17 protein-coding genes are annotated in these 16,768 nt (G+C 61.2%); 8 read left to right on the forward strand and 9 right to left on the reverse strand.

The genetic code is table 11. From position 1 onward, the window contains the following. Window positions 1-335: 335 nt before the first annotated feature. The 3 genes from QWI18_RS18410 to QWI18_RS18420 all read right to left on the reverse strand — a co-directional run bounded on the left by QWI18_RS18410 (window position 336) and on the right by QWI18_RS18420 (window position 2,215). Complete coding sequence (locus QWI18_RS18410; protein WP_369319488.1) at window positions 336-1,118, reverse strand: OmpA family protein; 783 nt, start codon at window positions 1,116-1,118, stop codon at window positions 336-338. 48 nt (window positions 1,119-1,166) lie between these two features. Beyond that, window positions 1,167-1,592: a DUF4398 domain-containing protein gene (locus QWI18_RS18415; protein WP_192132220.1), complete on the reverse strand. Its 426-nt coding sequence runs from the start codon at window positions 1,590-1,592 to the stop codon at window positions 1,167-1,169. A 287-nt stretch (window positions 1,593-1,879) separates the two neighbouring features. Beyond that, a complete protein-coding gene (locus QWI18_RS18420) occupies window positions 1,880-2,215 on the reverse strand; it encodes a pilin assembly protein (RefSeq protein WP_065989900.1) in 336 nt (111 codons plus the stop codon). Window positions 2,216-2,456: 241 nt separating this feature from the next. Between QWI18_RS18420 and ppc the strand changes: the two genes are divergently transcribed. The 6 genes from ppc to QWI18_RS18450 all read left to right on the forward strand — a co-directional run bounded on the left by ppc (window position 2,457) and on the right by QWI18_RS18450 (window position 8,911). Next, window positions 2,457-5,093 (forward strand): phosphoenolpyruvate carboxylase, encoded by a 2,637-nt coding sequence (gene ppc, locus QWI18_RS18425; protein ID WP_369319489.1) that lies wholly within the window; start codon window positions 2,457-2,459, stop codon window positions 5,091-5,093. Between the two features lie 283 nt (window positions 5,094-5,376). Next, window positions 5,377-6,024: an adenylate kinase gene (adk, locus tag QWI18_RS18430; protein WP_065989893.1), complete on the forward strand. Its 648-nt coding sequence runs from the start codon at window positions 5,377-5,379 to the stop codon at window positions 6,022-6,024. A gap of 89 nt (window positions 6,025-6,113) precedes the next feature. Further along, complete coding sequence (tsaB, locus tag QWI18_RS18435; RefSeq protein ID WP_369319490.1) at window positions 6,114-6,788, forward strand: tRNA (adenosine(37)-N6)-threonylcarbamoyltransferase complex dimerization subunit type 1 TsaB; 675 nt, start codon at window positions 6,114-6,116, stop codon at window positions 6,786-6,788. Window positions 6,789-7,003: 215 nt separating this feature from the next. Then, entirely contained in the window at window positions 7,004-7,294 is a 291-nt protein-coding gene (locus QWI18_RS18440; RefSeq protein WP_296309788.1) for a hypothetical protein, read from the forward strand. Continuing rightward, window positions 7,291-8,163, forward strand: a complete 873-nt coding sequence (locus QWI18_RS18445) for a DUF72 domain-containing protein (protein ID WP_296309779.1) — start codon at window positions 7,291-7,293, stop codon at window positions 8,161-8,163. Before QWI18_RS18440 ends, QWI18_RS18445 begins: the two co-directional genes overlap by 4 nt. Before the next feature lie 49 nt (window positions 8,164-8,212). Continuing rightward, window positions 8,213-8,911: an extensin family protein gene (locus tag QWI18_RS18450; protein WP_369319491.1), complete on the forward strand. Its 699-nt coding sequence runs from the start codon at window positions 8,213-8,215 to the stop codon at window positions 8,909-8,911. Window positions 8,912-8,956: 45 nt separating this feature from the next. On the opposite strand, the gene QWI18_RS18455 is transcribed toward QWI18_RS18450, so the two are convergent. Then, on the reverse strand, window positions 8,957-9,586 hold the full coding sequence (locus QWI18_RS18455) for an energy transducer TonB (RefSeq protein WP_192132208.1): 630 nt from the start codon (window positions 9,584-9,586) through the stop codon (window positions 8,957-8,959). A gap of 98 nt (window positions 9,587-9,684) precedes the next feature. Here QWI18_RS18455 and QWI18_RS18460 point away from each other — a divergent pair, with 98 nt between their 5' ends. Next, window positions 9,685-10,476, forward strand: a complete 792-nt coding sequence (locus tag QWI18_RS18460; protein WP_369319492.1) for a class I SAM-dependent methyltransferase — start codon at window positions 9,685-9,687, stop codon at window positions 10,474-10,476. Between the two features lie 130 nt (window positions 10,477-10,606). Beyond that, window positions 10,607-11,695: a catalase family protein gene (locus tag QWI18_RS18465; RefSeq protein ID WP_296309786.1), complete on the forward strand. Its 1,089-nt coding sequence runs from the start codon at window positions 10,607-10,609 to the stop codon at window positions 11,693-11,695. Window positions 11,696-11,969: 274 nt separating this feature from the next. Here the strand turns inward: QWI18_RS18465 and QWI18_RS18470 are convergent, their stop codons facing one another. The 5 genes from QWI18_RS18470 to QWI18_RS18490 all read right to left on the reverse strand — a co-directional run bounded on the left by QWI18_RS18470 (window position 11,970) and on the right by QWI18_RS18490 (window position 16,739). Next, the gene (locus QWI18_RS18470; RefSeq protein WP_369319493.1) at window positions 11,970-12,599 is read right to left on the reverse strand and encodes a TetR/AcrR family transcriptional regulator; all 630 of its coding nucleotides are present in this window, start codon (window positions 12,597-12,599) and stop codon (window positions 11,970-11,972) included. After that, window positions 12,596-13,285: a DUF4197 domain-containing protein gene (locus QWI18_RS18475; protein WP_369319494.1), complete on the reverse strand. Its 690-nt coding sequence runs from the start codon at window positions 13,283-13,285 to the stop codon at window positions 12,596-12,598. Before QWI18_RS18475 ends, QWI18_RS18470 begins: the two co-directional genes overlap by 4 nt. Window positions 13,286-13,324: 39 nt before the next feature. Continuing rightward, on the reverse strand, window positions 13,325-13,723 hold the full coding sequence (locus QWI18_RS18480; RefSeq protein ID WP_192132199.1) for a YbaY family lipoprotein: 399 nt from the start codon (window positions 13,721-13,723) through the stop codon (window positions 13,325-13,327). Between the two features lie 48 nt (window positions 13,724-13,771). After that, complete coding sequence (plsB, locus tag QWI18_RS18485; RefSeq protein ID WP_192132197.1) at window positions 13,772-16,264, reverse strand: glycerol-3-phosphate 1-O-acyltransferase PlsB; 2,493 nt, start codon at window positions 16,262-16,264, stop codon at window positions 13,772-13,774. Between the two features lie 97 nt (window positions 16,265-16,361). Beyond that, complete coding sequence (locus QWI18_RS18490; RefSeq protein ID WP_065989871.1) at window positions 16,362-16,739, reverse strand: hypothetical protein; 378 nt, start codon at window positions 16,737-16,739, stop codon at window positions 16,362-16,364. Window positions 16,740-16,768: the final 29 nt, after the last annotated feature.

Here is a 16,768-nt window from a genome sequence, read left to right on the forward strand (position 1 = left end):
AATTAAAAAAAAAAATATTAAAAAAAAAAACCGGGGGTTTGCAGCTTGCGCAACCCGTGATAACACAGAAATGGGGCGAAATATTTGGCCCACCCGGGCGCAACTTCTTGCGCACTCGCCTACAGGCCAAGAACAACGTGGCCTGTAGAGCATCAGTCACCCTATTTTCAGCAAGGGAGTGCGCAACTTCTTGCGCAGCCCCCAAAAACACGGGGCCCCATCATTGCTCCCTAAAAGCACCTCATCCCAATCCCATCCGGAGAAAAACGCAGCCCACAAAAAAGCCCCGCCTGTCTCTCAACAGGCGGGGCTTTTTATGTGCCGCTACAACCGCATTACTTCATCGAAGAGCGCGGTGCCACTGGCTGGTTGTCGTTGGAAATGGTCACTTCCACGCGACGGTTCATGGCACGGCCCGAGGCGCTGGCATTGTCAGCAACCGGGTATTCCTTGCCGTAACCCTGAGCAACGATACGCTCCGGGCCTACGCCCATCTTGATCAGTGCCATGCGCACGGATTGGGCGCGGCGCTCGGACAGCGAGTCGTTGTAAGCAGCGGAACCGGTGCTGTCGGTGTAGCCCTCAACGATGACCTTGCGATCAGGGTTTTCGGACAGGAACTGGGCCAGCTTGTTGACGTTGACCAGGCCGGACGACTTGAGCTCAGCCTTGTTCAGGTCAAACAGGACGTCGCCGAACGTTACCAGCGTACCGCGCTCGGTCTGCTTGGCGTTCAGGCTGTTCTGCAAGGCCTTGATCTGAGCATCACGAGCATCCAGACGCGCCTGTGCACGTTGGGCTGCAGCACCTTTCAGATCGTTTTCAGCGGTCTTCAGGTTGATGGTCTGCTTGGCCAGCTCCACGCGCTGGTTGGTCAGATAGGCCAGCTGATCGACCCTCTTCTGGTCATCGTTGTTGCGGTACGCGGCGTCTGCCTTGTCCAGCCACTCGCTGGCGTCTTTGGTTTCCAGCGCAGCCAGTTCAGTGGCTTTAGGGTTGCTTTGCAGCGCGGAATAGTTGGTGCGGGCTTGTTCCAGGTTCACGTTCGGCTGCGACGAGCACGCCGCCAGACCAACGCTCAGAGCCAGCAGGGCAGGAATAAGTACTTGTTTACGCATAATATTTTCGTCCTTTAACTCAATGGCCAATGCTTGAACTGCGAAGCGTTACTGTGTGACAGGCTGAACCTGACGCATGCCTTCTTCACGCAGCTCATTGACGCCCTGACGAGCATCCTGCACCGCTTTCTGTGCCTTCGCGGCCTGAGCCTTACGCTCGGCTACACGGGCATCCCACTCGGCCTGCTCGGCGTATTTACGAGCTTCGTCGTATTTCTTGTCCTGCATGGCCAGTTCGGCTTGCTTGAACTTGTCCTGAGCGGACTTCATCTCAACGGCAGCGTACTCGGTAGCGCCAGCGGTGACGGCGGCGTTGACGGCCGACTGGGTCACGGCGTACTGCTCGCTTGGAGGATTGCCCGCGCAACCAGCCAGAAGAACGCTGGTGCCCAGCGCCAGTGCAGCCATCTTCAGCCCGCGCAGGCGATTGAACGTTGGTTTGGCAGTGCTGGTGTTCATGGTGGTCAACTCCATTTCTTAACTCCTGAAAACTGGTTGTTCCATTTCAGCAGCAGCCCACGCGGATGGATGGTGTTACGTCGCTTCCGCTGTCATCTGACGGCTTTACTGGAATGGCTAACTGCTCCGACCGCTGCGTTTTTTGAATAGTTCAGACATTTTTTTAAACTTGCGGTCAGCTTTTGTTATGTGTTGTAAAATTGACGCTCGAAAAATGGCGGGGTTTTGCCCGCCAGATTACTGGCCCGGTGCGGCCTGTGGAGCATTTTGCCGGGCCAAAAACGACGTCGTAGTTGCAACCGTCACAGGTCTTCACGATCGGAGATTTCCTGGAGATGGTGTCGAGAAAGCTCGAGAAACCTGGGCGTCGGGCCAACGTCTTCGTAAAGCGGATTGCCTTCCTCGTCGGTGGCGACGACCTGCTGACCACGCACGTACGGAAAACTCGCCTCCAGTTCTTCCAGCGCGGCGCCGATCAGCTCGCCCAGCAACTCCTCAGGCGTGCGCTTGGGGTACATCTCGGCGATCGCCGCAAGCCGCGCGGCAGCCTCCACGTCCAAATGAATGGCGTAGGCGGTCTCGGTCAGACGGCCTTTGGCGTTCTGTTCCCACTGTTCGGCGAGTTCTCGGATTTTCATACATACCTCATCGGTTCCCGCGCGAGGGCGGGCATTGGACGTGGAGAGCCACGGTGAAGCGTGACTGAGACGGGCTTCCCCGGCGGTGAAAGTGCGTCGAGGGTTGCGTAGGGACATCAATTTGTCGCTCTATACACACCAATAGAAACGAAACCCCGCAGGGCGTTCCGTTCGGCAGCAGCGAATGGACCCCCCGCAAGGACTCGCCGGTAAAAACAACAAGGCTTAAGGAGAGGGCTGGATGGCTGATATCGATGCACGATTGCGCGAGAATGTTCACCTGCTGGGTGAGCTGTTGGGCAACACCATTCGTGATCAGCACGGCGCTGATTTTCTCGAGAAGATCGAGCGCATCCGCAAAAGCGCAAAGGCTGATCGCCATGCGTCGACCCAAGGCACCGAGCAGCTTAGCTCCAGTCTTGAAGGCCTGGGTGAGGATGAATTGCTGCCGGTGGCACGTGCGTTCAACCAGTTTCTCAACCTGGCGAACATCGCCGAGCAATATCAGCTGATCCATCGTCGCGATGACGGCAAGCCGCAGCCGTTTGAGTCCCGCGTGTTGCCCGAGCTGCTGGAACGCCTGAAGCAGGCCGGGCAGACACCCGAAGCGCTGGCGCAGCAATTGACCACGCTGGAAATCGAACTGGTGCTGACCGCCCACCCGACCGAAGTCGCGCGGCGCACGCTGATCCAGAAGTACGACGCTATCGCTGCGCAACTGGCCGCGCTCGATCATCGCGACTTGAATCGCCACGAGCGGGAGCAGATCACCGAGCGTCTGCAGCGACTGATTGCCGAAGCGTGGCACACCGAAGAAATCCGCCGCGTCCGTCCCACGCCTGTCGACGAGGCGAAGTGGGGGTTTGCGGTCATCGAAAATTCCCTGTGGCAAGCAATCCCCAACTACCTGCGCAAGGCCGATCAGGCGCTGCACGCCGCGACCGGTCTGCACCTGCCGCTGGAGTCGGCGCCGATTCGCTTCGCTTCCTGGATGGGCGGTGACCGCGACGGCAACCCCAACGTGACAGCTGCCGTCACCCGCGAGGTGCTGTTGCTGGCGCGCTGGATGGCCGCTGATTTGTACCTGCGCGATGTCGATCATCTGGCCGCCGAACTGTCCATGCAGCAAGCCAGCCCGGCGCTGATGGAAGCGGCGGGCGACAGCGCCGAGCCTTACCGCAGTGTGCTCAAGCAACTGCGTGAGCGGCTTCGGGCCACGCGCAATTGGGCCCACGCCTCACTGAGTGTCACCCAGGTCGCACCGGAAGACGTGCTGCACGAAAACCGCGAACTCGTTGAGCCGCTGAAGCTGTGTTTCGACTCGCTGCACCAATGCGGCATGGGCGTCATCGCCGATGGCCCGTTGCTCGATTGTTTGCGTCGCGCGGTGACCTTCGGGCTGTTCCTGGTGAAGCTCGACGTACGCCAGGACTCCACGCGGCACAGTTCGGCCATGAGCGAGATCACTGAATACCTGGGGCTCGGCCGCTACCACGAGTGGGATGAGCCGACGCGCGTCGACTTCTTGCTGCGAGAACTGGACAACAAGCGGCCGCTGCTGCCTGCGCATTTCAGCCCTGAAGCGGACACCGCCGAAGTGCTGGCGACCTGCCGTGAGGTCGCGGCTGCGCCGGCGGCTTCGCTGGGTTCCTACGTGATCTCCATGGCCGGCGCGGCCTCCGATGTGCTCACCGTTCAACTGTTATTGAAGGAAGCCGGGCTGCAGCGCTCCATGCGCGTCGTGCCGCTGTTCGAAACCCTCGCCGACCTGGACAACGCCGGCCCGGTGATCGAGCAGCTGTTGAGCATTCCGGCCTACCGCCGAAGCCTGGAAGGTCCGCAGGAGGTCATGATCGGTTACTCGGATTCGGCCAAGGACGCCGGCACCACGGCTGCGGCCTGGGCGCAGTACCGGGCGCAGGAAAAACTGGTTGAGATCTGCCGCGCCCAAGAGGTCGAGTTGCTGTTGTTCCACGGTCGCGGCGGTACGGTCGGTCGTGGCGGCGGCCCCGCCCATGCGGCGATTCTGTCGCAGCCACCGGGCTCGGTGGCGGGGCGTTTCCGCACCACCGAGCAGGGTGAGATGATCCGCTTCAAGTTCGGCCTGCCGGACATCGCCGAGCAGAACCTCAACCTTTATCTCGCTGCAGTGCTGGAAGCCACGTTGCAACCGCCACCGATGCCGCAACCGACGTGGCGTCAGGTGATGGATGAACTGGCGGCAGATGGCGTGAAAGCCTACCGCGCCGTGGTTCGGGAAGACCCGGAGTTCGTCGAGTACTTCCGTCAGGCCACGCCGGAACAGGAGCTGGGCCGCTTGCCATTGGGCAGCCGTCCAGCCAAGCGCCGCGAAGGCGGGGTGGAAAGCCTGCGCGCGATTCCGTGGATTTTCGCCTGGACCCAGACGCGCCTCATGCTGCCCGCCTGGCTGGGCTGGGAAAACGCGTTGAGCAAGGCGCTGGAACGCGGTCAGGGTGATCTGCTCGCCGAGATGCGTGAGCAATGGCCGTTCTTCCGCACCCGCATCGACATGCTGGAAATGGTGCTGGCCAAGGCCGACAGCGACATCGCCCAGCTCTACGACGAGCGCCTGGTTGAGCCGAAACTGCTGCATTTGGGGACGCATTTGCGCGGCCTATTGTCGCAGGCGTGTGACGTCGTGCTGGGCCTGACAGGTCAGTCCCGACTATTGGCCCACAGCCCCGAAACGCTGAAGTTCATCAGCCTGCGCAATACCTACCTCGATCCTCTTCATTTATTGCAGGCAGAGTTGTTGGCGCGTTCGCGTCAGCAGGAGGCGAGTCTGGACAGTCCGCTGGTGCAGGCGCTGCTGGTGTCTGTAGCAGGCATCGCCGCCGGGTTGCGCAACACCGGCTGACGGGCAGGCAGGCCGGCCGAATGGACACGACCCCTTTCATTCGGCCGGACCTGTGGCGTCGTGGCCGCTGCGGCGTCACCCCGTTGCACGAGGTCTCACCCTTGCGCAGATCGATGCCAAGCTACTGGTTTTTCGCGGGTTACTGCGACTTTCGGCGTCTTGTGCGCCATGAATCGGCTGTGTATCTTGATCAGCCTTTGGCCGTTGGGTCAGTAAAATTTTGCGATTGGCCCCATTTAGGCGAATCCGACGATATCTCTATAAAAATTTGAGGAGCACAACAATGCGCGTGATTCTGCTGGGAGCTCCCGGGGCCGGCAAAGGTACTCAGGCAAAGTTCATCACTGAGAAATTCAACATTCCGCAGATTTCCACCGGCGACATGCTGCGCGCTGCGGTCAAGGCGGGTACTGAACTGGGCCTGCAAGCCAAAAGCGTCATGGACAGCGGCGGCCTGGTCTCCGATGACCTGATCATCGGCCTGATCAAGGATCGCCTGTCCGAGCCTGATTGCGCTGGCGGTTGCCTGTTCGACGGCTTCCCGCGCACCATTCCTCAGGCTGAAGCCCTGAAGAAAGCCGGCCTGGCCATCGATCACGTCATCGAGATCAAGGTCGACGACGAAGAGATCGTCAAGCGAATCTCCGGTCGCCGCGTTCACGAAGGCTCCGGTCGCGTTTACCACACTTTGTACAACCCGCCTAAGGTTGAAGGCGTGGATGACGTCACTGGCGAACCACTGGTTCAGCGCAAGGACGACGTCGAAGCCACCGTTCGCCATCGCCTGTCGGTCTACCATTCGCAGACCAAGCCTCTGGTGGAGTTCTACACCAAGCTGCAGGCTCAGGACGGGACGCCGAAGTGCAGTCACATCGAAGGCGTGGGCTCGGTCGAACAGATCACCGCCAAGGTGCTTGAAGCCCTGAGCTGATTCGAACTCAAGGCATTGAACAACGGCCCGCTTGCGGGCCGTTGTTGTTTATAATGCGGCACTTTTTTCGCACAACGATGGAAACCTCGATGACCACCTTGCTGGCCCTGGACACCGCCACTGAAGCCTGCTCAGTCGCTTTGCTGCATGACGGCAAAGTGCTGACTCACTACGAGGTGATCCCGCGCCTGCACGCGCAAAAGCTCCTGCCGATGATCAAGGACCTGCTGGCCGAGGCGGGCATCGGCCTGTCGGCGCTGGACGCCATCGCTTTTGGGCGTGGGCCGGGTGCGTTCACCGGCGTGCGCATCGCCATCGGTGTGGTTCAGGGGCTGGCCTTTGGTCTGGATCGCCCGGTGCTGCCGGTCTCCAACCTCGCGGCGTTAGCGCAGCGGGCCTTTCGCGAGCGGGGCGCCACTCAGGTCGCGGCCGCCATCGACGCGCGGATGGACGAAGTCTATTGGGGCTGCTACCGCGAAGTGGCAGGGGAGATGAGGCTGACCGATGAAGAGGCCGTCATGCCGCCCGAAATGGCCACCTTGCCGAGCGGTGCGACGGGCGACTGGTTCGGGGCGGGCACCGGCTGGGGTTATGCCGAGCGCATTGCCGCCGGTGTCAGTGCCCAGGACGCCACGCTGTTGCCCCACGCGCAGGACCTGCTCACCCTCGGCACCTTCGCCTGGCACCGGGGCGAAGCCATTGTTGCCGACGACGCCCAGCCGGTTTACCTTCGGGATAAAGTCGCCACACCCAAGGCGCGGTGAGGGCGATACCCTGTCACAGGCAGTCGTGAATAAGTCGCACCACGCCCGATCTGCGACCCAGGTCACACTGTTCATGACCGTTCAGCGATAAAACCGCATAAAATTCAGGCTGCTTTAAACAATTCGCAATAAGTGTGGTCTAGTTATCGTTCGCATGTTTGCTTAACAGCCAGCTGCGAGATTGAATTGCCACTATCAAACGCCGAGTAAGCATGATGCGAATCACCGGTCCTTCACCACGTACCTACCCGATCAAGCGCAAGCTTCGCAAGGATTCTGCGGCGCTGGAAGGCACGTTCGAGGAAGTGAACGATGAGATCGAGGTGAACCCGCAAGTGGCCCGTCGCCAGACCGGGACCACAGCCAACGTGCCCGCGCGTCAGCAAGACATTATCTTCCCCCGTGCCATGAGCACCCGCGTCGCCCACGCGCTGAGCAGCTACCTGATGACCTCGACCTTCGTCGACTGGGACCTCGAAGTTGCCGGGCTCGATCTTCACGTTTGAACCTCGCTCATCCGCCTTACTACATTGGTTGTCCGTCCTGGAGCGAAAAAGCCTGGCGTGAATCGCTGTACCCGCCGGATGCCCCTGACCTGGAATTACTCGGGTTGTATGCGCAGGTCTTCAATGCCGTCGAGGGCAACACCACGTTCTACGCACGCCCCAAGCCTGAAATCGTTCAGCGCTGGGCGGACGCTTTGCCTGAGCATTTCCGCTTCTCTGCAAAAATCCCCCGCGACATCAGCCATGCTGGCGACCTGCGTGAGCACCTGGTCGCGGTAGAGGATTTCCTGCAACTGCTTGCGCCGCTGGGGTCGAGGCTTGAACCGCTGTGGCTGCAGCTGTCGGCCAGTTTCGGTCCCCATCGGCTGAATGAGCTGGGCGCCTTCATTGATGCACTGGAAGGCCGGCCATTGGCGGTGGAAGTGCGCAACATGGCGTTTTTCACCAAAGGCGAGGACGAACGTCAGCTCAACCGCCTGTTGCTCGACCGCGGCGTCGAGCGTATCTGCCTGGATTCCCGGCCACTGTTCAGCTGCGTTTCCAGTGAGCCTGCCGTTCTTCATGCACAGTCGAAAAAGCCCAAGGTGCCACCGCGTCCGGCGGCGCTGACGTCCTTCCCCCAGGTGCGCTTCATTGGCGGGCCGGATGAGGCGATCAACGAAGGCTTCATTGTGCAGTGGGCGGAAAAGGTGGCCGGCTGGATCGAGGAGGGGCGCACGCCTTCGGTGTTCCTGCACACGCCTGACAACATCGCCTCGCCCCAACTGGCCCGTCGTTTTCACCATCAGCTCATGACCCTGCTGCCGGGGCTGCCCGACCTGCCGGAGCTGGATCGCGGTCGACAAGTGGAGCAACTCGGGCTGCTCTGAGGTCGAGATAGGGTGGACTCATCCCTCCGTCAGACGAGAACCTTCCGGCATGCGCGGCTCGACCCTCTTTCTTCTACTGATTTTGATGAGCGCAGCGGTTGCGGTGTCGATCTGGCGTGGCTGGTTGCCTGTCGCCGACCGCTGGAACCCGTGGGCCCCGCTGAATGTGCGGGACGAGCCCAACCTCCTTACACCTTTCAAACTCTGGCGATTGCAGGAGGATCCGGCGTTGTGCGACGCCGCGCTGCAAACGTCGACCCTGCGCTACACGCACCAGGTCGACAGCGCCGCCGACGCCAAATGCCCGCTCACCAACACCCTGCGTATCCAGGGCGGCGACATCGCGCTGAGCAGCAGCTTTCTGTCCAGTTGTCGTCTGGCAGTGGCGTATGCGCTGTTCGATATTCATCAATTGCAGCCAGCGGCCCAGGCGGTATTCGGGCAAAAGGTCGCCAGGATCGATCACCTTGGCAGCTTCGCCTGCCGCAACATCTACAACCGCAGTGAAGGTCGACTGAGCCAGCACGCTACCGCCAACGCGCTGGACATCGCCGGGTTTCGACTGGCAGACGGGCGCAGGATTTCGGTGCTCAAGGACTGGAAAGACGAGGGCGAGGAGGGGCGTTTTCTGCGATTGGTGAGGGATGGCGCCTGCCAGCAGTTCAATACGGTGCTGAGCCCGGAGTACAACGCTGCACACCGAAATCACTTTCATCTGGACATGGGACGCTGGCGGGTGTGTCGCTAGGGGAGGCGAGCGAGGTTGTGTGCTGCGCTGGGTTGCGGCCTGGCGTCAGGCAGCGATACGAAGGTTCTGCAGCACAATCGGCCGCGCCCAGCCGTTATCGAAGGCCAAATGACGCTGCTGCTCGGTCATCTCTTCAGCGCTGAAGGGTGTGGCGGGCTTGTCGGCCAGGTCCCATTCAAACTCGGCAATCGGCAGGAACAGTGGGCGAGGCTGAGGGCCCGGGCCGGGTTCAACGCTGTCATCGTAGGGGTTGAGCACGGTTGGGCGAACCCAGGTGTCATCGAATTCGAGGTTGCGCTGCTGCTCGATCATTTCCATCGCGGTGAACGGCTTGGCCGGCTTGTCGGCAAGATCCCATTCGAACTCGGCGATCGGCAGGAACAACGGCTCCGGCGGCGCGATTTCCTTGTCCTGAACCGGGCATTCACGCTGCTCGACGATCTTGTCCAGTGCGGTGGCGCCGGCCACCGGCTCGCCGGTCAGGCTGTCATTCGTGGCAACGGCGCTGTATTCGGGCGCTGTGCCGGCGTTGTCATCGACCTGTTGAGCCATCGCACGGGCAAACGCATCCTGCCAGAGCTGCGTAACGCCGCTCAGGGTTTGGGTATTGCGTACGCTGTAGTCGCCTGCGTACGTCAAATAGCCTATCGAGGAGGTTTGCTGAATGTCTGACATAAGCGCTCAGTACAGCCCGTGGGTCTGGCAAAATGCCGGATACTTTTGTTATCGGCAGATGTTGCCAATCATTAAGAATATTTGAGCGCGTAGAGACAATGACTGAGCAGCACGCGGGCAGCCGCATTCGGGTCGACAGCCTGACCCCCGACGGGCAGGACACCGCAGCGCAGTGGGCGCAGCGACTGGGTTTGCCGCTGGACGACGCCGACGCGGATTTTGCCCTGCAAGTAGCCGAAGATGGCCTGCAATTGCAGCAACTGGGTAACGATGCACCGGGCCCGGTCCGAGTGGATTTCATCGAAGGCAAGGCGGCCCATCGGCGTCTGTTTGGCGGCGGCAGCGGGCAGATGATCGCCAAGGCCGTGGGTATTCAGCCGGGCGTACGGCCTCGGGTGCTGGATGCCACGGCAGGGCTGGGCAAGGATGCGTTCGTGCTGGCGAGTCTGGGTTGTGAAGTGAGCCTGATCGAGCGGCAGCCCATTATCGCCGCGCTGCTCGAAGACGGCCTGGCGCGCGGTGCGAGGGATCTGGACGTGGGCGGGATCATCGCGCAGATGCGCCTGTTGACCGGCAACTCCATCGAGCTGATTCGGCAATGGGAAGGCGAGCCGCCCCAGGTCATCTACCTTGATCCGATGTTTCCCCACCGGGAAAAGACCGCATTGGTGAAGAAGGAAATGCGCCTGTTCCGGCCTTTGGTGGGCGACGACATGGACGCCCCGGCGTTGCTGGAAGCGGCGCTGGCGCTGGCTAGCCACCGCGTTGTCGTCAAACGCCCGCGCAAGGCACCGTGCATCGAAGGGGCCAAGCCGTCTTACGCGCTGGACGGCAAATCCAGCCGCTACGACATTTACCCGATAAAGGCGCTGAAGAACGCGCGGCCGTGAAATTCATGCGATTCGATGAACCCGGCAATCATCGGCGCAGTCATCTGCTGTGCCGATGCCAGAAAAGCCACCCTATGAGTGTGCGCTCATCGGAGCCAAACCTGACCTGATCCGTAGCCGGAGATAACCGATGAGCGCTTCCACGTTGTCCGTGACCCCCTTGCCGTTCGAGCCGCAGTTCGAGCAGATACCCGATGACGAGGCTCAGACGAGCAAAGAGCTGGCTGAGGCCATGCACAGTATTCTGGAAACCACCTACGAAGATGGCGGCCATGCCATACGCAGCGTGCATGCCAAAGCCCACGGTTTGCTGCATGGGCAAATCCGCATTCTGGATAATCTGCCGCCCGAGCTGGCCCAGGGTGTCTTTGCGCATCCCGGCACGCTGGACGTGAAGATGCGCTTTTCCACCAATCCAGGTGATCTGCTCGACGACAAGGTGTCGACGCCACGCGGTCTGGCCATCAAGCTGGTCGGTGTGCAGGGCGCACGCTTGCCGGGCAGTGAAGGCCAGGTCACCCAGGACTTCGTGATGCAGAACGCCAAGGCGTTCACGGCCGCCACGCCCAAGGATTTTCTCAAGACGCTGAAGCTGTTGGCCAAGACCACCGACAAAGTGCCCAACATGAAGAAAGCGCTGTCGGCCTTCTTCCGCGGTCTGGAGTCGGTGGTTGAAGCCGTGGGCGGGGAGAGTGGCACGCTCAGGTCACTGGGCGGGCACCCGATGACCCACCTGCTCGGGGAGACCTATAACAGCATCGTGCCGTTTCTCTATGGCCGCTACTACGCCAAGCTGAGCGTGGTGCCTGTGTCCCCTGAACTCACCGCGTTGACCAACCAGAAGGTGGACCTGAATGGCCACCCGGACGGCTTGCGGGAAGCGGTGCGCAGTCACTTTGCGAGCAAGGGAGGGGTCTGGGACGTGCGTATCCAGCTGGCCACCGACCTTGAAAAAATGCCGATTGAAGATGCTTCGGTGGAATGGTCCGAGGAGCTGAGCCCCTTCGTGACCGTTGCCCGTATCGAGGTGCCGCTTCAGGACAGTTGGTCAGACGAACGCCAGCAGGAAATCGACGAGGGTATGGCCTTCAGCCCTTGGCACGGCGTGGTTGAACACCGTCCACTGGGCGGCGTCATGCGGGTGCGCAAGCCGTCCTATGAGCTTTCCTCAGGCTTCCGCGCCAGCCACAACGGCTGCCCGATGCACGAGCCTCGTTGACAGAACCCAAACCGGTCCCACAGGCGCGCGCGGCTTGTAGGACCGACGCCAGTATCCGCGGATGCACGCTCTGCGTTCAGTAGGACCGGCTTCAGCCGGGAATAGGCCGGTGTGATCACCATCAGATTTGTGGTGTGACGCCTGAGGCATTCCCGGCTAAAGCCGGTCCCACAATATTGGCCGGGCGCCAGTATCCGCGGATGCACGCACTGCTTTCAGTGGGACCGGCTTCAGCCGGGAAGAGGCCGGTGCGCGCGCCATCGAATCTACAGCCTTAAACCCGATACGCCTTCAAGAACAGCGCCACCACGTCCCTGGCGTGGCGGTCGGCAGCTCGCTCGTCCGGTATTTCCCCGGTGCCGATGAGAAGCCTGAAATGATGCACGCCTTTGATCAAACTCAAAAAATGCCCCGCCGCATCAAGCGGCGATTCGAAATGCAGGCCGTTTTTACCGCTCAGCTTGCGAAGGAACCGCTCAAGCTCGTGCAAGACTCGCTGTGGTCCTGCTTCGAAGAACACTTGAGTCAGCGATGACCCCTGAGGCCCCAACGCGATGATCAAACGGTTCAGGTCGATGGACTCCGGGCTGTTGATCAGCGTTTGAAACCCTCTGGCAATACCCAGCAATACTGTTTCAACGGGCTCATCAACCGGCACATCCACGAACAACCCCGGCACCTGTTCCTCGCAGCGAGCAACCACTGCGCAGGAGAACAAAGTCTCCTTGTCGGTGAAGTGGCTGTAGACGGTGAGCTTGGAGACCCCGGCCTCAGCGGCGACGGCGTCCATGCTGGTGTTGGCGTAACCGTTGCGGATGAACAGGTTTTTGGCGGCTTCGAGAATGGCCTGGCGCTTGGCCAGATCCTTGGGGCGGCCGGGTCCGGCGGGGGCGCTTGCCTTCACAGCGCGCCGAACACTTTCTTCGCCAGACCGGTCGCCGCCGCCGCCGGGTTGGCGCGGATGCTTTCTTCCTGTTTGGCGATCATTTCGAACAGGCCGTTCAACGCCTTCTCGGTGACGTAGCCTTCGATGTTCGAGCTCTTCGCGTCCAGCACGCCCAGCGTCGCGGCCTGACCGGCGAAGGCGTTGTATTTCTGCACCAGCCCGACTTTGTCAGTGGCCTGCTTGACGATGGGCAGAAATTTGGCGCGGATCTGTTCGCGGCTGGAAGTGCTCAGGTACTGGGTGGCCGAGTCCTTGCCGCCGCTGAGGATGGCTTTGGCGTCGGACACACTCATCTTCTTCACGGCATCGACCAGCAACGTCCGCGCCTGGGGCATCGCCGCTTCCGCCGCTTGGTTCATGCTGGTTTCCAGCTGGTCGACCTGAGTACCCATGCCGAACTGTTTCATCTTCTTGGCGACCTTGCCCAGGCTGCCGGGCAGTTCGATGCGAACATCCTTGTTGTTGCTGAACCCACCTGGTACGCCCAGTTGCTTGACGGCGACCTGGGCGCTCTGGGTGAGGGCATCCTTCAGTCCGCCGGTGGCGTCCGATTGCGACAGATCATTGAGCGACAGCGCGAAGGCACTGGCCGATAACAGCAGGCCGGCGCATATACCAGTGAACGAGAGGGAGCGACGCAGCATGGGTAATGTCCTTTTCAACGGTCTGTGATCCACGCCCGATTAACGGGCCGGGCTCAAGCGAATTTTGACGGGCGGTTTTTCGTCCAGCGTCAGGTCCACCGTGTAGCGCTCGGTGCTGATCATCAGCAACTTGCCGTCCACCTCGATGCGCGCGCTGACCGAGTAAGTGTGACCCGGCTGGACCTGCTTCTGATCGTAGGTCAGCTGAAACGGCAGCGGCACCTGGCCTTTGATCGGGCCGTTCTGGCTGGCGAGGATCTGCGCGGGCGCGTCTGCCAGCGTCACGTCCTGCAGCGAGACCTTCAGCGTAGCGGTTGGCGGAAGCGCCATGCGCTGCAGGTAAAACACTTCGCCGTCCACCGAGCCCGGCAGGTTGTCCGGCGTATGGGCGCAAGCGGCCAGCACAGTGGTCATGAGGGTGAGCAGGATGTGTTTCATGTGATGTTCCTTGTCAGGTGAAACAGGTGAGAGGGCGTGCGTCGTCGCTCAGGCGATCGGCGCGTCCCCAATGACTTCATCACTGCGATGCAACGCCACCTGGCGGATCGACAGCCTGATTTCCGCTGGCAATACCCGCTTGGCGGCGCCTTCGGCCAGATCCCCCAACATATCGTGATAGCTCAACTTGCCTGCCGCGTCGGTGCGCAGAACGCCCTGATCCAGCAGCGTCTGAATGAAATGCCGGAACAGGCTCTTGTCGAAAAACTCCGGCGCATTCAGGCCGTGCAGGATCGACAGCCGCTGGGCCATCGTCGTGCACAACTCCTCGAGCCCTTCGGCGGTGAGCGTGTGCTGACCGCTGTTGAGCAGCAGGGAAATCGCCATGTAGAAACGCTGCAAAGTCTGGGCAATCGCTCGCGACAGCACCGTCAGCATCACAAAAGCGCGCGAGCTCGGCGCCGGGCGCAGGTACACGCCGTTCTCGAATCGCAGCAGGCCCTGATCGACAAACGCCGTCAGCCACTGATCGATGACGTCATCCAGATCGTCCAGCGACCAGCGGATGAACAGCTCCGATTGCAGGTACGGGTACAGCGCCCGCGTATACCGCAGAATCTGTTCGCGGCTCATGCGTGACGAGCTCTGGAAGAAGCAGGCCAGCAACGAGGGCAGCGCAAAGATGTGCAGCACGTTGTTGCGGTAGTACGTCATCAGGACGGCATTCTGCTCGTCCAGATACAGAATCTTGCCCAGCGCATCGCTGAGTTCCGAGAGCAGGTTCATGCCTTTGACGTGCGCGATGAGCGCCCGTCCATCGCCGTCCGGCAGCGTGGTATGGGGCGAGTAGGGCACGGTGCGTAACAGCGTCAGGTACAGATCCAGCACCCGCGCCAGGGCTTGATCGTCCAGCGCGTGTTTGGCTGTCGACAGCAACGCCAGCGCCACCAGATTCACCGGATTGATCGCCGCCGCTTCGTTCAGATGGCGTGCCACGCGTTCGCCCAGACGGTGGGTGGTCTCGTTGAGCCAGGCCGGTTTGAACACCGGGCCCAGTTCCTGGGTGCGCCAGTCCGGCTGCTCATGGTCGAGAAACTCGGTCAGCTTGATCGGCTCACCGAAGTTGACCGAGACCTGGCCGAAGCGCTGCTTCAGCGCGCCAATGACTTTGAAGATGTCGAAGATCGACTCTTTCTTCTTTGCCGCACCGCGCAGTTCGCCCAGGTAAGTCCGGCCTTCCAGCACGCGTTCGTAGCCGATGTACACCGGCACGAACACAATGGGCATGCGCGAGTTGCGCAGGAAACTGCGCAGGGTGATCGCCAGCATCCCGGTCTTCGGCTGCAACATGCGCCCGGTGCGCGAACGTCCGCCTTCGACGAAGTACTCCACCGGGAAACCTTTGGTGAACAGCGTGTGCAGGTATTCGTTGAACACCGCGGTGTACAGCGGATTACCCTTGAACGTGCGGCGCATGAAAAACGCGCCGCCGCGCCGCAACAGGCCGCCGATCACCGGCATGTTCAGGTTGATGCCGGCGGCAATGTGCGGCGGGGTCAGGCCGTTCCGAAACAGCAGGTACGACAGCAGCAGGTAGTCGATGTGGCTGCGGTGGCACGGCACATAAATGATCTCGTTGCCCTGGGCGACGTTCTGCACGCCCTCCAGGTGACTGACCTTGATGCCGTCGTAAATCTTGTTCCAGAACCAGCTCAGCACCACTTCCAGAAAACGGATGGCGGTGTAGGTGTAGTCCGAGGCGATTTCGTTGCCGTAGTGCAGGGCTTTTTCACGGGCCTTGGCTTCGGTGATTTTCTCCCGAGCGGCCTCGTCGAGAATGGCCTGCCTGACCAGCGGGTCCGCCACCAGCCCTTTGACCAGATGGCGACGGTGCGAAAGGTCCGGTCCGATGACGGAGGTCTTCAGGTTGCGGAAATGCACACGCAGCAAGCGTTGAGCCATGCGCACCGTGCGCTCGTAACCCTTGTTCTGATCGACCAGCTCACGCAGATGAACCGGCGCCGAGAACTGCACGCGGGTTTTGCGGCCCAGGATCAGAATGGTCACGAAGCGACGCAGACGCCCGGTCACCTTCCAGCTATCGGCAAACAGCAGTTTCCACGGGCTGTCTTCCTTGTCCGGGGACTGGCCCCAGAACACGCTGACCGGAATGATTTGCGCATCTTCCGTGGCATTTTGCGTGACTGCGCCGACCAGACGTTCAAGGGTCGGTGGCGCGCCGCGTTTGTCGTGGCGGCCCAGCCAGTCGGGCTCGGGCGTCAGGTAGAAAAACGCAGCCGGCTCGGTCAGATTGCCAACCGCCACGGAGAGTACCGGGCGCGGCAGACCGGCCTTGCGGCACTCGGTGTCGAGGACGGCAAGGTCGCTCATCGAAGGGTTTTGCAGCGCGTAGAAAACCGGGCGGCTGCGGTCGAGATTGAGGGTGAAAGACGACTGGTTGATCGTCTCCGAGCGCACCCAGAGGTAAAGCAGGCGGCGCACGGTGCCGAATACAAGACGGCGAAACGGGGAACGGGTCATAGAGTTCTGCTGAGAGGGGCGACGCCCGCGAGGCCGCCAGTTTGCCGCATCTGGTGGGGATGGGCAAAGCGGCGCGGGTGCCCGGCGGGATGACGTATCAGGACGTATGCCAGGTGATTTCTTCTTCACCATCAACGCTGATGCGAATCCATTGATCGGCTTCGGCGTCACTCTCTTCCTCGACCCAGGTCCCCGGCGCGCAGCGCACTTCGACTTTCAACGTGGCGAAGGCGGCGCGGGCGCAGGCGATATCGTCGTCCCACGGGGTTTTGTCGCTGTCCAGGCACAGGCTGTTCCACTTGCCGACGGCCTTGGGAATCCAGGTCACGGGCACGTCGCCCGCTTGGCATTTCCAGGTCTGGCCTTTCTGTGTCCAGTCGGTGCAAGGGCCGATGTCTGCGGTGAGCCAGGCGGTGATTGCCTTGTGGTCGACGTCAGCGTCTTTCAGGTAAATCTCGATATCGGGTTGGCGCATGGATGCCTCTTGGTTGTGCTGGAAAATCC

The organism is Pseudomonas sp. W2Oct36, from assembly GCF_041060465.1.
Classification (GTDB): domain Bacteria; phylum Pseudomonadota; class Gammaproteobacteria; order Pseudomonadales; family Pseudomonadaceae; genus Aquipseudomonas; species Aquipseudomonas graminis_B.